The organism is Enterococcus florum, from assembly GCF_004309355.1.
Classification (GTDB): Bacteria; Bacillota; Bacilli; order Lactobacillales; family Enterococcaceae; genus Enterococcus_A; species Enterococcus_A florum.
On record NZ_BJCC01000013.1, the window covers coordinates 1 to 16,694 of the forward strand.

Consider the following 16,694-nt stretch of genomic DNA (forward strand, 5'->3'; position numbering starts at 1 on the left):
AAAAAATCCTTTTATGGTAAGGATTAGCGTATATTTTTATGTTTCAAGTTTTAGTAAGTATGAGAAAGAAAAAATGTTTTTTTCTTTTATGTTGTTTATGAAGTATACAGGGATCAGTATGTTTTGTAATGAAGGTAATAAGTACATTTTTTTATCGACCAAAAACAATATGCAGGGCTTCTGTTTTGAAATAGAATTTTTTGATTAGACGTATCTGGAAAAAGACCTCTTTAGAGAAGTTTCTTGAGTTATTAGAACAAAAGAAAATTTTGTTCAATACCTGTTACATCATAAAGGGATAAAAAGCTTAGAGAGCTTCCGAAATCTAGTATTGCAAAGAGCAAAAGAGATTTTACTCCACATGGTCTATTCCCCTTATCTAGGACAAGGAAACGACGAAGTCTTAGATAAGGGGATTTATTATCGGAATTTCTGGGCCGCTCATGCTAATGTTGTTATGAATAATACTCTTCAAAGTATAAAAATGGGAGTAATTATAGTAATTCGGGTAAAAATGCTTTACCTGATCAAGCTAAAGAGATGTATGATAAATATGAAAAAAATGGATGGAAGGGGAATGTTACGGGGCAAACCCAAGGTACAAAAGCTGGAGCAACGTGGAAAAATGACGGGAGTAATGGCTCTGTCACTCTTCCAAAAACGGACACAAATTGCAAGAGTATTTCTTATAAAGAATTTGATATTAATAATAAAGTGCCTGGACAATCACGTGATGCTGAGAGGTTTTAAAAGGGAGTGACGGTTCAGTTTATTATACGAAGGATCATTATAAATCAGTTATAAGAGTAGAGTAGGAGAAAGTTATGGTAGAAGAAAAATGGAAAATTCTTTCTGATATTGATTCACAAGAAGTCTGGAACGATGTGTATAAGAAATTCAATTTTCAACCAGATTTTGAAACGAACAAGGAGGTCTACTCCATAAATCAAACGTACGATCTATATGATTGTAGTGAAGCTATTCATAGTGCAGACACAGATATAAACTGGACAATAACTATACAGAATATCACTAATATTACATCCAAGTAGTTTTTAAAGTATAGGATACAACCTTTTTAACTTAATTCGAGCATCCAGTGTAGTAAATTGCCAATTAGCTTTAACTGATTCTGTGTTTCGTTTGATTGTCCAAATGTTTACTTGTCGTTGAAAACTTTCCATATCTGGTAACGGTTTACCAAGAGCCTGTCTACTTAAAATACCTATCTCAATTTCGGCCATGTCCAACCAACTTCCATGTTTAGGAGTATAGTGCCAGTCAAATCTTTCAGCCAATCGATGGGCTTCTTCTGGAGAAAAGGCTTTGTATAGAGAGGATTTCGTGTGTGTATTTAAATTATCTGTGATTAAAATAATTTTTTCTACTCGTGGATAAAGGATATCTGCCGTATGTTTAAGGACACGTGCAAAATCTAATGCTGTCCGTGTTTCCGTTATAATAGTCTCTCTTTTTCCGCCGAGAGGCTCAAATATCATAAACACGTTAGCGGACCCATTTCTCTCATATTCATAGTCCAGTTTTTCTGGTTTCCCAAGTATCCCAGGAACACGCGTTTCTTTAATAAGCTGTTTACTTGTTTCATCTATACAAACAACTGGAAGAAGTGGGTCATAAGGACGTTGATAGATATCCAATATTTCTTCCATCTTAGCGACAAATTCCGCTCCAGCTTTGGGGATACACCATTCTTTTACAAGCCACGGTTTGATCTCGTTTTTTTCATCACATTACAAATGGTGCTGTCTGTAATATAATCTACTAATTCTAATCGAATGAGTTCATCAGCGATCGCTTGCATCGTCCAACGTGAATGTCCTTCAGGTGCTTCTGAACAAGCAATTGCACAAATGTGTGCTTCAATTTCTCCGGTTACTTTCCTGTGACGATTTACTTGTTGTTTTCGACCAAGGGCGGCTTCCAACCCACTAATTACATAACGTTTTGCGATACTGGCAATCGTAGCGGCGGAAGCACCGTGCGCTCTTTGAATCTCTTTATACGTCCAATCGTTTGTTGGATAATTGTCCAATTTGAGTAAGATTTGAGCATGACGAATACGATAGCCCTTATCACCTTTTTGAATCAATTTTTTCAATTCAATGCGTTCTTCATCTGTTAACGTCACTTTATATCTTCCCATAATTAATCAAACCCTTTTTGATCAAATCATATCATAGTTTGCACTTTAATTTCTAGATGGATGTAATACTAATGTTGCACAAATATAGTCAGAATAATCTGAAAACTATCTTTCGCTAAAATTTCCAAAAAGTCGAATGCTTACGCAACGGATGACTTTCTTCCAGAAAATTTTGGTCGTATTTAGCTGAATCCTAAAAGCGTCGACAACTTATTTAGTCAAAATCATCCGGGTTTGTGGCGTTCTAACCAGATTTCTGCGGGCTCAAAACATAGATAATGAAAGGAGCGCTTCAACTGGAAGAGTGTCGCTGACGAATTCAATTCGATCTTTACCAAATAGGTCAACAGCGTCGCGATAAGGGTGAGAATCACTTGATTGATCGCGCCTTGTTCGCTTCGTGAGTAAAATTGCTTGATCGTCAGATTCTGTTTTAAATGTTTGAAGAACAGCTCTATCTGCCAGCGTGCCTGATACATATCGGCGACTTCAGTTGGTGAGACATCAAAACGATTCGTCACAATTCGTAATCTGCTTTGACCTTTCGTCAGAATCGTTACTAAACGAAACTGTTCGGTGACATGATTGTTCCCACCGCCTAAAATCACGTGCTGGTCACTGATGATTTCACCATCTGTTGTCTTTCGCTTGGTGAGTTCAATTTGTTCTAAGACGGTGATTGTTGTATTGGATTTTGTTCGTGTCACAAAGAAATAGCCGTCATAGTGCAAACGATCCAGCAGTTGATAATCAAAATAACCGCGATCCACCACATAGGTCGCTTCCGTTTTGTCCACCAAACACTCGAAATGATTCCGGTCATGTTCTTCGGCATTGGTGATCGTAAAACTTTCTGGATACTGATTGTCTTTATCCAGATAACAGAGGTTCAAATGAAGTTTGATGCCTGCTTTTGTTTTCCGAAACGTTGCCCATGGAAATCGCGTTCTATTCAGTGGAATCGTGGTTGAATCAACGAGTTGAAGGCTGGTCGTTTTTGAACTTGGCCGTTGCTCGGACACTTTCCGAGCCAATTGTGTAAAAATTTCTATTAAGACATCTTGACTGATTTCGGCAGTTTTACGCGATAACGAACTGTAGCACAATGAATCAATCCCGATTTCTTCACAGAGTCTGCGATCCATAAATGCACGATCAATTTCACGATAGCTGGGCAGTTCTTCATAAACGGCGTGTAACAGAATTTTGATTGTGGTAGTGAAATCCAATTTTTTACTGTAAGAATCAAACTGAAAAATCCAATTTTTGGCTTTTTCAGATAATTCTTCAAACTTAATTGCGGAAAACCATTTCTGAAAAGATGTTTTTGCGTTATACTTATCCATGCTTGAGTCCTTTTTATTGGTCTTGGATAAGTCATCCAAGAGTAGTATAAAGGACTTTTTTATGGTTGGATAGCGTTACATCAAACATTTGATAGGTTAGGAATTCTTTGCAACATTAGTGATATCAAATATCTCTAGATACTGTAAATATTTTTTTGGCTAAACCTATAATCCACATACTTGTGGAACAAATCATTATTTAACTCATCTAATATCATCACTTATGATATGGCTCCGCGTATCGTAAGTGAATGATATTCTTGGGACTCTTTGACAGCTATACATTCAGATAAAAAATAGGTATTTTACTTTTACCGATCCTCAAAAGTAAAATACCTTCATGCCATATATTATTTTCTTATTCAAAAAGTTCATCTAAAGATCTAGCCGACGTTAATTGATTAAAATGAACATATCTACTATTTTGTGGAGCGAGTGCTACATTATCACCCAATTTTATTGGCTCTTCTAGCTTAATAGGTTCTCCATCAAAAATTACTTTTTTGTACCCTGGGATATTATCAGACTCAACTATTTCCTTAACTTTAGCATAATATACTATTGCTTTAATTGGCGCTACTTGATAAGCAGCAATATACTTTATATTTCCGATCCTATTATTATTAATTCTGATATCATACCATTGCTTTTCTCCAAGAAATACTCGATCAAAACCTTCTTTTCTAGCTGGAACAATTATTGTATCTTCAAAAGGTGATTCTTGTAAATCCGCCAAAACATCTTCGGGAACATCATTATCTAAAAATTTAACAAGATTTAGTAAAGATATATGAATAAAATTCTTTCCACCTGTCTCTTTAAAAAATTCTTTTAAAAGCTCAGGTCGTGTAGATAAAGTTTGTCCATTGCTGTCCTTCAGACACCAATCTTCTTTTTCATCATTGCTCACAAAAACAACATTCGATTTTAATGAAATCAAATCTTTCCATAAAATAAAATCGCCATATTCATTACCGTTCTTTTTCTTTCCATCTTTAAAACCAGGTGGAACATTTTTATCGAATCGTTCTCTACCTTCTCTATAAACATCCTCTAAGTATTCGTCATTATAATCCTGTATCAAATTTAATTTTGATGTTTGGTGAATTAACTCAAAAAATTCATCATAATAAAGCAATTTGTTCAAATCTTTTTTTATTTTCCGCAATTGTCCAGTGTAAATATTTGTAGCTTTCATATAAGCTTCTTGTAAGTTTTGCGTTTCTTCAAAGCGTTGGGTTCCATTCAAAACCGGCACTAACTTGTCTATTGATGTTGAGATATTTATTTTATTTATTTCTTCTGAGACATCATCTATTCTTTCTTGAATTAAGATACTTCTATTTTTAGAAAACTCTTTTATAACTTGTAAAGAAAATTTCAATTTGCCATCGGCTGAAAATTTTTCTATTATATTTTCTATTTGTTTTTTTGTAGCCTGTCTCCATTGATAAGTAGCTAACAAAACATTCGTATCTAGCACAACACAAGTATCATCAAGGCATATTAACTCATCTATCTTTTTCTGAGTAACAAAATAATTATCGATATTAGCCATTTCTTTGTTCTCCTATTTCTTCATTTATAATTGTATTTAAGCGAATTATCTATAGATTTTAAAAATACTACTCTACTATTAACTTATTCATACTAATATACTTTTCTCCTACCTACTTACCAACCTTTTTCTCAGTAAAAAACTTTTCATCTCTTCTATGTTATCAATAGGTGAAGGATAGCAACACTGAGTTACATATCTACATACCTGATTATTTGCTCTCTCTTCGTTAGGCGACAAAGTTCGTACTATTTTTTGTTTCTGCCGATAACATTTTATAAATTCATTTTCCGCTGTAAGAGACTTAACAAGTTCTGCATCACTAGATACCATTATTTTAATCAACACTTGAGTAAATCCAATTACATTTCGAATATTACAATGCACTTTTTCCCCAATTTTAGGGGGAGAAATATCAGGAATCTCTTTCAGTATCGTAGACAAATTGTTTTTTGAAATTTGGTACTCATTATAACTATCAATTAGCTGAGGCGTTGCATAAAAATCATTATGCATATAACAATTTCTAGTTTCTTTAAATACCCTATAGCACCTCAGCAAATCCTTTATTTGAGTATAGTTCCTATGTCTTCTAGTTAAATATTTTGCATAGAAAGTATTAGTAAGGACCGTTGAAGATGGGGTGTTCAGTTTAGTTATCTCAATCTCTATTGAATCAGGAAACTGCATCCTTTTAATATTCATATTAACAAAACAATTATCTTTTAATTCAGCTAACCAAGATTCATACAGAGAAATAGTATTATTGAGTATCATTACAGCAATCTCGTCTTGCTGTTCTGACCACTCAGTATCAATAAATGTTCTCCTATAGTCAACGCCTTTTACTAAACTACCAGTATTAAATTTTTGAACTAGTTCATCTTGTTTTATGTCTGGACACTGATGCACTATTCCATTTACTTCACATCTCAAATTCCAAAGGGCCACAACCACTGCCCATGAATTATTTAATACTTGTGTCAATTGTTTAAGCTTAACATTGGTATCATAAAAAAAAGCATCTCTCATAAAAGAACCTCCTATTCAAGTTTCCAATACTTTAAATGATCTTCTAAGTATCGTTTACTAAATTTCATTTATGTTTCGCACATCAATTAATATTTACATTTTTTATTATATTACTACTCAATATGATATACTATTCGTGATCTTTTATAAAGAGGAGAAAAAGGAATGAACTTAGAAATTGAAGATGCTAAAATAATTCTCGATGATTTATATTTCGAAAATATAAACGATGTGACAGCAATCTGCATAATTGCCTTGAACGATGACAGCGAGCGCGATGGCTTAATATTAGGCTATACCCGTTTATCCCAAGGTGCTCGAGTAACTGATATTCTAAATTTTGCAAGAAATGACTTAAATAAACCTTATGCTGAAAACACTCGAGAAACGGTAAGAAAACATAGTTTAAAGTATTTAGTTGAATATGGGCTAGTTATTCAAAATGCTGACGATCCAAATCGCGTTACTAACTCTGGCAATAATAATTACATTTTGACACCTCAGTTTAGAGAACTCATCCAAGCATACTTAACTGATAAAGATAAATACGCTTTACTAAAAGAAACATTTGTCGACTCACTGGAAGTAACCCGTCTCAAAGAGATAGAAGAACTAAAGAAAAAAACTGATAATATCACAATCAGTCACTACAGTTTGAAAGAGGACTTACGCTTGTCACCAGGTCCTCACAATATCATTGAAAAATTTCTAGTTGAAGACGTTGCACCACATCTTTCCAAAGATGCTAAGGTTGTGTATGTCGGAGATACTAAAACTAAAGATCTGTATTTCAACAAAGAACTTGTCGAATATGTAGGATTAGAAATTGACATTCATCAGAAGATTCCCGACGTGATTATGTGTGATGATAAAAATGGTATACTCTATCTTTTTGAAGCTGTAGCTTCTTCCGGGCCTATTGATACTCTTAGAAAGAAGGAATTGGAAGAACTATTTAGTGATTGGAAATCCAAACACACCATTGTTTTTGCTACTGCTTTTTTGGATTCCTCTTTATTCAAACGTTTTTCAAATCAAATAGCTTCCGATACGACAGTGTACTTAATTGATCAAAAAAGAATGATTTCTTATAAAGACTACTAGATAAAAGTGACCGATAATAGTATACTCAATTAGTCACGAGGGCTATCTACCTCGTTGATTCTCCAACACAATCTCATCAATAAAAGAAAACGGTCAATGTTGGCCGTTTTCTTTTTTAAAATATTCTATTATTTATTAAATCATCGATTGCGTCCTGAGAAATATCTCCGCCCAAGTTCCACTGGTTTCCAATCGCTATTAAAGACTCTCTATCAGGATAATTTAAATTTCTTAAGTCAGATACATTTACTTGGGTATTACCACTAACTTGTCTAAAATATCTATCTACTATAGTTGAATTTAAATATAAACACACTCCCTTAGCAATATCCAAATCCAATCCCTCTTTATTAAAATGATAATAATTAACTTTATTATCAAATCCTACTAACTCTTCCTCTGTGAAATTACTTAACCATAAAGCAGCATTAATTCTTCTTGTTTCTTCTTTTGAACTAAATCTTTTTACTAAAATGTAGTTTCCATTTTTTCTCAATTTACTTCTGATTGCATCATCATTGATTATATAATTTGCTTTATTGATTGGATATCTAGGCCAATTTAGCATTTTAGTTGCTAAATTGAAATGCTCCGGAAATAAATAAGGAACAGTAAATAATTCAAAATCGCTTCTTTTAAAATCACGGCCCTCTCTAAAATCTACAATAGGCCCTGTTGAAACTTCTAATTTTAAATCTTGCAATTTACAGGGTAAAGCATGGATGTTTCTCATTATTTCAAAGTCTTGATTATCCTTCATTATTCGCAATTGAAACTTCTTTTTAACATCAATTATTTCATGATTTTTTAAAGTAACAGACTCTGAGTTTTCTAATACATCGTTGTCGATGCTGTAGCTAATTATTACATCACTATTCTTTTCAGCCGCTTTTTTCTCCGTTTTAATAATGATATTTTCCTGTAAAACATCTGTAAATAGCTTCCTAGTTTCGAATAAATGAATATTGGTTAAATTACTATTTGAAAATACATTTTCTCTAAACGAAGAAAAGTATGTTCCATTCGCAAAGCTTCTGGGTATTATTGCAATTAATTGACCCTCTTCTTTTAAAAAGTCGAGACTTTTTTCTATAAAAGATGAGTACAAATTAGTTTTGCTATATCCTTGTTTTTCCATTGCTTTGTATTCTTTTGAATTTTTAGCAATTTTCTCGTAAGGAGGATTCATAATGACCAAATCAAAATGACTTTTCATTCGTTCAGATACAACATTTAGAAAATCCCTGTTACTTACCTTATATTTAAAAGCTATCCCTCTTAATGCTAGATCTTGCTTAAGTCTTTCATAATCACTTTTTAAAATTGTTGAGAGCACTTTATCTATTTCATAAGCGGTTAAACTAATAGTACTGATATTTGAATTAGAGACGATATATTCTACAGCTTCTATTCCAAGAATTCCTTCACCAGCTCCTGGATCAAGAATATTAATTTCCCTTTTCTCTTTATCTAGATTCACTAAAGAGGCCATAAACTTGGCAATTTCAATATTCGTAAAGTATTGATTGTATTTTTCTTTATTTTTCGCATTCATCATAAATTATCTTCCTAATCCTTCTGGTCTTCGTATCGTATCATATCATTTTTTCCGGTTGCTTCCAATTTACTTACAGATGCTTTTACAATAAGTTACGCATTTTGTACAAAAATATACGTTTAATGTTACGCAGGTCCATAACGACTACCCTAGATATCTCAAATAGCTAAGGTATCGTTACAGCCTACATAACAACATATGCAATCTAAATCACTGAATAGAACGGTGTTTTTAACACAAAAGAAGTCGTATCTTTTTTATCAGATACGACTTTTTGATATAGCTCATTTAGTTGAGTAACGATCTTTTGATCAAACTTCATATAGATTTTGATATCATCCTTATTTTTCTTATCAAATAAGATTTTATCAATGAACGTTCGATATATCTCTTTGACCACTTTTTTCTCACTCTGTTCCAGCAAATGATCTAGTGAAGAGACAATCTGTTGAACGTTCTCAACTTCAATTTTTTGATCTTTGTGAGAAAGGATGGTTAGAATCTCATTTTCTCTTTGTGTATGCAACATGATTTTTGAAGTAAGCTCATTGATACGACCGATTAAATTATCATGTAAATCAGGACTATCCTCCAACGCTTGTTGTAATCGCTCAAGTTTGGGTGCTAAATCTTGCTTTTCAGTAGCGATAACTGCCAACTCCTGCTCTAAAGGAGCGATTTGCTCGTGCAACTCTCGATTCATTTCTTTAACCAATGAGTCAAGTATTTCTGGTACTTGAACAATTTCTTTTAGTCTTGCTGCAACAAAGTCTTCCGCTTTCTCTTTTCGAATAGAATTGGCATGACATCCTTTTTTCCCTTTACTTAGAAATTTTGAGCAAGAGTAGTAACGCAATGTTTTCTTAGTACCATCTTTCAAAGTGTTTACAACTCCATTCGAACCCATCGGTGCCCCACATTCCGGACAACGTAACAATCCTGTAAGAACATTTTCACCAGTAAGATTCCATCTTGGTCGATCTTTTTCTAGTACTAAACGTTCTTGTACTGCCTGATAGGTAACTTGATCAATGATTGGTTCGTGCTCGCCTTTGACTAAAATCGGATTTGGATTCTTTCCTTTTCTTCGCTTGATGTCCCAATTTAAATAACGAGCATACTCAATATAGCCAGCATAAATCTTGTTTTGAAGGATATCTCTAACTGCTGTTGGTGTAAACTTATTCTTTTTGAGTGTTTGATATCCCTGACGATTCAAATAATTAGCAATCGTTCGAAATTCATCTCCACCTAAAAATTTAGCATAGATCAATTGAACGATTTTTGCCTCTTCTGGTTCGATGATCAATTGCTTTCTACCTTCAGCATCAAGACCACTAACATAGCCTAATCGCCTTCCGCCAGCATACCGTTGTTGATCTCGAACTAAACTCATCATTGCCATAGCTACATTTTCGGAAATTTGATTACGTTCAAATTCCCCGAAGCTACCTAATAGCTGCAGCATTAATTTTCCAGATGAAGTTGAAATATCAAAATTTTCACTGATCGAAAATAGCTCAATCCCCAGTTCAATAAATTCTTCAACTGTTTTTAAAATGTCCAACATATTTCGACCTAAACGAGTTAGCTTCCAAATAATAACAAAATCAAAGTTTCCTGTTCTCGCATCAGCCATCATTTTAAGAAAAGCAGGGCGATGCTTTGTAGATTTCCCGCTCAAACCTTCATCACTATATACTCCGACTACCACGTAATCCATTTTTTTCGCGTATTCTCGAGCATTTGCTTCTTGAGCAGCAATACTGTGACCTTCAACTTGTTCCAAACTCGATACCCTCAAGTATATAGCTACTCTTTTTTTCTTCGGCAATTGACTGTTTTCCATTGTCAATTGCCGTTTGGATTGTTCTGTTACAAAAGATTTTTCTTCCATTTCCTCACCTTCCTACTTTTTGATACAGATATTTTCCGATAGGCCTTGGAGAAATACCCCATCGATTTTCTTATCTTTTTGAACTGTAACAACTTCTACATGGTCTAACAAAAGTTGCTGAATTGATTGCTTTCGTAGCTCTAAAAGCTGATCCAATTGTGTACGACAATTTTCAATGGGGATTGGTTGTTTCGATTGTGACTCATCAAAACTGCTTAGTAAGTCTTTCATTTCATCCAAAGTGATTATTCCGTCCTCGAACTGTTTGACAATCTCTCGCCTAGATTGAGCATTCTTTTGATCCTTTTGTTTCTCTTTCTTTATTAACTGCTTCATCTGTGAATCAATTTCAGTAATGATTCCTTGATAAATTACATCTTCATTAACAAAACGCTTCAATATCTTTAATAGCATATTCTCCGTTTTAGTAGCAGAAACATAAATTCCCGGACACTCTCGCTTCGTACAATGATAATAATGCAATCGTTTTGTCTTACTATAGTTCCATCGCTGTGTTGGGCTTAATCTTCGTCCACAGTATGGGCAAATAATCTTTTTACGTAAGGGATATTCTCTACGATTAACTTTCGTGACATTCCGCGATTCTCGAATAGCTTGGGCTTTCTTAAACTCTGACTCACTGATTATAGGTTCAAAATTTCCCTTGTACTCACCAAAAGTCCCACCTTTTACGATGCCGTAGTAAATGGATTTATCTAAGATGTTCCATATGTTGTGAACTTTAAACGGATGGTCGTTAAAAAGATACCCCTCTTCAGTAAGCTTGTCTGCTAATCTTTTATAGCCATAATCATCACTTGCATATAGTTCAAACAGTCGCTTCACAGCTTTTGCTTCTTGTTCGTTCTGGATAATTTTGCCTTCTATTAGTTGATAGCCAAATGGAATAGCAGAAGAAATATAGTCTCCATTGCTTCTTTTGTACGCCAAACCATTACGAATGTTTTCAATGATCGTCTCACGTTGCATAGAAGCATTGATAAATAATAACTGAACAAACATGGTTTTTAACGCTAGGCTTGATGATCCCTCTGGTAAAGGTTCTGAAATAGAAATGATTTCGACGTTATGCTTATGACAAAGTTCAACAAACTCTAACGCTTTTTGCGTTTCACGAAAAATCCGATCGTATCTCCATACATAAAGCTTTCTTTTTATATAGGAAGATCGTATCTCTATAAACAATTTCTTTAAGGCTGGACGATCGTCATTTCCTCCAGATTTTCCCCGGTCACTAAAACGCTGTGGTATACATTCAGTATCTTCCAATGAACGACTTCGAATAATTTCCCACTGAGCATCATTTGACACTTTCTGTGTATCCCAAACAGAAGTTCGATCGTAACTATAAACCTGTTCCATAAAAATGCTCCTTGCAATAAAAAAATAGAGGGCTAAACGCCCTCATTCTTGTTGCTTAATTCAGTGTCTTCCATATTTGGATCATGATGAAACAAATATGGAAGTAATTGCTTTGCTAAGTCTCTTGTAAACGAATTGTTTGCTTCCATGATAAGCTCCTCCTTTTAAACTACGTACCAAGTTAGTTTTATTCGAACATTTTTATGACCAGGAGTAGTCGTATTGACTACCCCTGCTTTTTTTAGATTTGTCAAAGCGGCTGAGATACTGTTTTTCTTTAGTCCGAAACAGCTTGCATAGACTTTTAAATGATTCGGATCAAATTGATTACCCGAGCCGACAATATTTTTTAAAAACAAGCTGAGTCGTTGCTCTCCTGTGAGTTTATGTTGCACATAAAGCAAAGCTCCCCTCTGTCTTGCTAAGTATGTTAAGTATGGATACATATCTTATTCAACCTCCTCATTTCCAACTGATCTCTTTCATTTTAATTAAACCTTGTTGACTATTAGTCTTAACAGTCATGAGTATTCCTCCTCAATATTTATCCATCACTAATCTGTTATTCCGTGGTTTCAAAATTAGACTACGTATCAAAAATTAGTTTTAATAAATATCTTTACAGCTAGGAGTAACCAGCAAAATCACTCCTAGTTTTTTGTTTTATTCACGCTTCATTTGAAATAGATTTTTTTCCATTTCTTCTACATTGAAAAGAATTAAATAATCAAAGACTTATCAGAAAATGAATAATCCATTTTTTTTTCAAAGTCTTCCATTGAATCAATGACAATTACTTTATTGAGCTCCAGGATTTTTCTTTGGCATCTCTTTTAGCAACATCGAAAAGAATGTTTACGCGCTCCTCATTACTGAGCTCTTTGCAATAATAAATTACGTCCATTTTGAGTTGCTTTGAGTTAGATGTCTTCATTTTTTTCACCTTTATCCCCTCCAGCTTGATTTGTTTCAACAGATACGTTGAAAGTTTCTTCCTCCTCAGCAACCTTTAAATCTTTGGAATAAGCCTCGTACAATTTATCAGTCCCCTTCCAAATCTTTATCCCTTTACCCATAATTTTTATTTCAGCTTCGGTTGGTTTTCGATTTTCAATCCAGCCAGCAGTCCGCAATCCGAATAACTGCCCAGAGATATCTGAGTTTTTCAGATTATGATTGGTTCTAAAATATTCAGAAAGATCATTGGTCACAAATTCAGCATAATTAGGATAGTTTTCAACAATATACTTCCTAAATTTTTCAGCATTTCCTTCTTTACGTGTTCTTCCAGTACCAGGTTTCTTCTCTTTTACTCGACGTACTCCACCAAGAATCCCTGTTCCTAAAGTTGGGTCATCAGAGGTTTCTCCTTGTTGTTTGTCTAGAATCATTTTTTCTTCAGTAGTTTTGAAAGGACTTGTTACTATCTTCTTAGGATCATCCTTTATTTGATCCTCATTTTTTACTCCTTCAACTAAATTGTTTTCTTCTTGCATTTTTTCATTCTCCTTCACTGTTTGATTTTGCTCAGTTTTAGATAAAGTATTCTCTTTTACCGGATCAATTACGTCACTGTGCAACTGACCCCTTTCGTTTTTTATTACAGTTTGTTTGATAATCATGATTATTCCTCCTTCATCTTCATACTTTTACATATCACTAATCTGTTCTTCCATCGTTGCCAAAAATCCAAATGCTCCTTTGAACTTAGTATCCAAGTTCATTTCGTAAACACTTTGATTTCTCAAAATTTTTGGATCATCAATCGCAGGTAGTTTGGATCGCTTAGTATTACGATCCCCTTCCGTTGAAAGGATGCCCTTTTCAATCAATTCTTTTATCAATGGTTTTGGATCACGAATGCCAAACTCTGATCGAATTGCTCCTTCAAAACGATTGGGAAAAATTCTAACCTTTATAGTTCCCTTAAACTCTTTTACAGTTCCATAAATTGGTGCTCGCGGATACTTCATCGTTTTTCCATGTTGAACAAAATTACTAGCATTTGAGACAATCCATTCATACAATTTTTCTTCAACATTTGACTTCTCCGATTGAATTAGATTGTTCATTTCTTCGTCAGCATTCCTTATTTCCTCTACTATGAAATCTTCTCTAATTGGAATATTCAGTAGTTGACTCAATAGCCTAGCACTTGTGAGAATCATTCCATAGGGCTCAGAAAGGCGATCTTTTAACCGCGAATCGTACAAGTACGTCAATATATCTTTTCGAGATTGGTTATAAGTCTTTTCAATTATTTGTGGCCCAACATTAAATAGTTCTTTCACAAAAGCATTTGCACCTTGTCCATAGTTTTGATTAGATAAATCCGAAATTCTTCTTGCGTCTTCAGCACTAGACGTCCATTCTTTATTTCTCCATTCTATATAACGCACTTTTAAACCTGTATTTTTTCCAAGATATGCTGATAGACTTTCCTCAGAGCTCGTAAAGATGGTCGTATGAAATGTTTGAAGAGGTTTTTGATCTACTTCTTTTGTAAGTCTGCGTCGCTCTTCTCCTGACGAAATTTGATACACCAATGACGTATAATTCTTTTGAGCATTTGAACCCAATTCATCATATGCTATAGGAACTCCATGATTATCAGCTAAACTATTTATTATGCTGTTATCTGTCGCGTTTAAAGTTCGGACCAAATTCGAAGAATCGCCAAAGAAACTTTCAATAAAATGTAAAGTAGTTGTCTTACCTGTTGTAGAAGAGCCCAAGAGATTGCACAACAAGCTTTTTAGGCTAGTTTTCTTCTTTAGGTTTAAGTACCCAATCACGATCGGAAGCACAGCCAGAACTAATCCTAGTTCCATTTGCTTCCCAAGAACATATTGGGAAATTTGCTGTTTCCATCTTTCAAATGACCCTAAACAAGTTAGATCCATTGATGAGTTTTTAGATAAGATGCTTTTTTCTGAGTCATCTTCTAAGTTATACTGCTTATCCAAATTGAACACTAATCTCTGATTTTGATCATAGTGCCAACCAGGCTTTGAATGAACTTTAATTATTTCAGCATGATCCTGTTGGTCCATTAGAAATTTACTTACCCCTCCTTCTTGATATGGAAGGATTTTTATTCCGTAAGTAACAAGATCTTTAATATTTGTTGAAGTGATTTTATCCGATGGAATCAGAATAGTTTGCCACCCTATTCTGGTTTTATAGCAAAGATCAAATGCAACTTTTTTCGTATCCACATTATGGTAGGCCGTCTTTAGAAACATTGATGAACCAATTCGTTGGTATCCGTCTTTCTTCTTTTGTGTAATGTATTCATCCGAAATCTTGAATTCGTTAAAGTAAATCGTTTCCTTATCTATTTTTTCTTTCGTGAAAGAAAAATGAAATTTTCTTGCATCCTCAGGTATAGGATATTTTTTTATCAAATCGTGAATAGTAGTTGATTTGTGACTATCATGCAGGCAACCAAAACCTGTTCGTCCAGTCTTTTCGTTAAGGCTTAGATATGACCCTCTTTGGCTGTTAGTATGAACTTTTAGAGGGCATTCCTTTAAGATATACAATGTCCTTCCATCGTAATCGCCGTTTTGTTTTTCATATTGAATTCCGTGAAATTTCAGCCATTTTTCTGGGTCCATCTCCACCGTATCACGATGGCTATCATTGTAATTTGTCTCACCCCGATTCGAAATGTAACTATTTTCTTCTAAATCAGGATTTGCGGAATCCCTGATTTGTGCTCCAATTACCCGTTGAATCAGCTCAATAGAATTCGACTTAAAATCATTTGGCTTAGTTAATAGCTTACTGAACCGATGAGTTCGTTCTTCCGTAGGTTCTCCCTTTGTAGATTTTGAAGGTGGTACTTTCATAAGCCTTGAGGCGTCAAACACAACAGCATCGATTTTGGAATGCTCATTTGAAAAAACAGCATCTAACACTTTCAAGAAATTTTTAACTAAGTCTGGTTTTTCTTGAGGTTTAAATGGTTCAATTGGTATCAGTGCATAATAGCCATTTCCCGAATCAATTGTAATGGGCACAACAATTCCCATGTTTTCTAAATATTTTTTTATTTTGTTTAGTAACAACTGCGAATAATGTTTTTCTTCGTTGGTCGCACTTCTCTTTGATTCTGCTGTTATTGTGTCTATATCAAGCAAAATAAATCGGATCAAAGATATGTCCTTTTTACCAACAGCAGATTTGCTTAAAGCTTTTTCATCAATACAATTAAATGTAGTGTAGATCGATTCTTCTGCTAATCCATTCTCTTTTATCCAATTCATCATTCGCTCAATCCCTAACTTACCAGTGGCGAAAACTCCAGTAAAAGACCTTTTGCTACCTTTAGGAAAAGCTCTGAGATTCACATTTGCAACACCATAACCATTCAACATTCCAAAGAAATCTTTCATTTCAGTACTATATTTAACAAAATCCATTTATGCTCATCCCTATCGTTTAAAATGGAGAGTAGAAGCTCGAAATAGCTTTTTTCGAGCTTATTCGATTAACTGCTTGTGAAACCTCTCTCGGCGCCAAGTTTGGGTTCAAAAACAATCGCTCAAAGTCCCTACTCACAAGTTTGAGTACTCATCACTTGCTTGAGTCCATAATATAAAATTTGAAGCTACCTTTAAGTAGAAGTAGAAAAATTGAAAAAAATC

13 protein-coding genes are annotated in these 16,694 nt (G+C 34.2%); 3 read left to right on the plus strand and 10 right to left on the minus strand.

The features are described 5' to 3' along the window. Together NRIC_RS19530 and NRIC_RS08030 are read left to right on the plus strand one after the other, a co-directional pair. On the plus strand, window positions 1–208 hold a 208-nt coding region (locus tag NRIC_RS19530), incomplete at its 5' end, for a hypothetical protein (RefSeq protein ID WP_227873766.1). 332 nt (window positions 209–540) lie between these two features. After that, window positions 541–750 carry a hypothetical protein gene (locus tag NRIC_RS08030; protein WP_146622186.1) on the plus strand — a complete coding sequence of 70 codons (210 nt, stop codon included), beginning with the start codon at window positions 541–543 and terminating at the stop codon, window positions 748–750. A gap of 305 nt (window positions 751–1,055) precedes the next feature. Here NRIC_RS08030 and NRIC_RS19840 read toward each other — a convergent pair. The 4 genes from NRIC_RS19840 to NRIC_RS08060 all read right to left on the minus strand — a co-directional run bounded on the left by NRIC_RS19840 (window position 1,056) and on the right by NRIC_RS08060 (window position 6,100). After that, window positions 1,056–2,164 (minus strand): IS630 family transposase gene (locus tag NRIC_RS19840; protein WP_373862072.1). Its coding sequence is split into 2 segments (ribosomal slippage): window positions 1,056–1,744 and window positions 1,744–2,164, totalling 1,110 coding nucleotides; the frame shifts between segments, so codons are not numbered across the junction. A 224-nt stretch (window positions 2,165–2,388) separates the two neighbouring features. After that, entirely contained in the window at window positions 2,389–3,510 is a 1,122-nt protein-coding gene (locus tag NRIC_RS08050; protein WP_146622190.1) for an IS4 family transposase, read from the minus strand. Between the two features lie 358 nt (window positions 3,511–3,868). Beyond that, window positions 3,869–5,068: a PIN-like domain-containing protein gene (locus NRIC_RS08055; protein ID WP_146622191.1), complete on the minus strand. Its 1,200-nt coding sequence runs from the start codon at window positions 5,066–5,068 to the stop codon at window positions 3,869–3,871. 108 nt (window positions 5,069–5,176) lie between these two features. Continuing rightward, on the minus strand, window positions 5,177–6,100 hold the full coding sequence (locus NRIC_RS08060) for a hypothetical protein (RefSeq protein ID WP_146622192.1): 924 nt from the start codon (window positions 6,098–6,100) through the stop codon (window positions 5,177–5,179). 165 nt (window positions 6,101–6,265) lie between these two features. On the opposite strand from NRIC_RS08060, the gene NRIC_RS08065 reads away from it, so the two are divergent. Next, window positions 6,266–7,204, plus strand: coding sequence for a BsuBI/PstI family type II restriction endonuclease (locus NRIC_RS08065; protein WP_146622193.1), 939 nt, complete (start codon window positions 6,266–6,268; stop codon window positions 7,202–7,204). Window positions 7,205–7,319: 115 nt separating this feature from the next. On the opposite strand, the gene NRIC_RS08070 is transcribed toward NRIC_RS08065, so the two are convergent. From NRIC_RS08070 to NRIC_RS08095, 6 genes are all read right to left on the minus strand, one after another. Then, window positions 7,320–8,762 (minus strand): Eco57I restriction-modification methylase domain-containing protein, encoded by a 1,443-nt coding sequence (locus tag NRIC_RS08070; protein WP_146622194.1) that lies wholly within the window; start codon window positions 8,760–8,762, stop codon window positions 7,320–7,322. A gap of 205 nt (window positions 8,763–8,967) precedes the next feature. Continuing rightward, entirely contained in the window at window positions 8,968–10,611 is a 1,644-nt protein-coding gene (locus NRIC_RS08075) for a recombinase family protein (protein ID WP_146622341.1), read from the minus strand. 60 nt (window positions 10,612–10,671) lie between these two features. Continuing rightward, the gene (locus tag NRIC_RS08080) at window positions 10,672–12,042 is read right to left on the minus strand and encodes a recombinase family protein (RefSeq protein ID WP_146622195.1); all 1,371 of its coding nucleotides are present in this window, start codon (window positions 12,040–12,042) and stop codon (window positions 10,672–10,674) included. 164 nt (window positions 12,043–12,206) lie between these two features. Then, complete coding sequence (locus NRIC_RS08085; protein ID WP_146622196.1) at window positions 12,207–12,488, minus strand: hypothetical protein; 282 nt, start codon at window positions 12,486–12,488, stop codon at window positions 12,207–12,209. Between the two features lie 474 nt (window positions 12,489–12,962). Continuing rightward, window positions 12,963–13,664, minus strand: coding sequence for a hypothetical protein (locus NRIC_RS08090; RefSeq protein WP_146622197.1), 702 nt, complete (start codon window positions 13,662–13,664; stop codon window positions 12,963–12,965). Between the two features lie 27 nt (window positions 13,665–13,691). Continuing rightward, window positions 13,692–16,469 carry a DUF927 domain-containing protein gene (locus NRIC_RS08095; RefSeq protein ID WP_146622198.1) on the minus strand — a complete coding sequence of 926 codons (2,778 nt, stop codon included), beginning with the start codon at window positions 16,467–16,469 and terminating at the stop codon, window positions 13,692–13,694. Between the last annotated feature and the right edge of the window lie 225 nt (window positions 16,470–16,694).

What these genes read in the sequence shown, in the direction of transcription:
- NRIC_RS08030 (WP_146622186.1), top strand. Translation starts at nt 541, where the DNA reads ATGTATGATAAATATGAAAAAAATGGATGGAAGGGGAATGTTACGGGG.
- NRIC_RS08050 (WP_146622190.1), bottom strand. Translation starts at nt 3,510, where the DNA reads ATGGATAAGTATAACGCAAAAACATCTTTTCAGAAATGGTTTTCCGCA.
- NRIC_RS08055 (WP_146622191.1), bottom strand. Translation starts at nt 5,068, where the DNA reads ATGGCTAATATCGATAATTATTTTGTTACTCAGAAAAAGATAGATGAG.
- NRIC_RS08060 (WP_146622192.1), bottom strand. Translation starts at nt 6,100, where the DNA reads ATGAGAGATGCTTTTTTTTATGATACCAATGTTAAGCTTAAACAATTG.
- NRIC_RS08065 (WP_146622193.1), top strand. Translation starts at nt 6,266, where the DNA reads ATGAACTTAGAAATTGAAGATGCTAAAATAATTCTCGATGATTTATAT.
- NRIC_RS08070 (WP_146622194.1), bottom strand. Translation starts at nt 8,762, where the DNA reads ATGATGAATGCGAAAAATAAAGAAAAATACAATCAATACTTTACGAAT.
- NRIC_RS08075 (WP_146622341.1), bottom strand. Translation starts at nt 10,611, where the DNA reads ATGGAAAACAGTCAATTGCCGAAGAAAAAAAGAGTAGCTATATACTTG.
- NRIC_RS08080 (WP_146622195.1), bottom strand. Translation starts at nt 12,042, where the DNA reads ATGGAACAGGTTTATAGTTACGATCGAACTTCTGTTTGGGATACACAG.
- NRIC_RS08085 (WP_146622196.1), bottom strand. Translation starts at nt 12,488, where the DNA reads ATGTATCCATACTTAACATACTTAGCAAGACAGAGGGGAGCTTTGCTT.
- NRIC_RS08090 (WP_146622197.1), bottom strand. Translation starts at nt 13,664, where the DNA reads ATGATTATCAAACAAACTGTAATAAAAAACGAAAGGGGTCAGTTGCAC.
- NRIC_RS08095 (WP_146622198.1), bottom strand. Translation starts at nt 16,469, where the DNA reads ATGGATTTTGTTAAATATAGTACTGAAATGAAAGATTTCTTTGGAATG.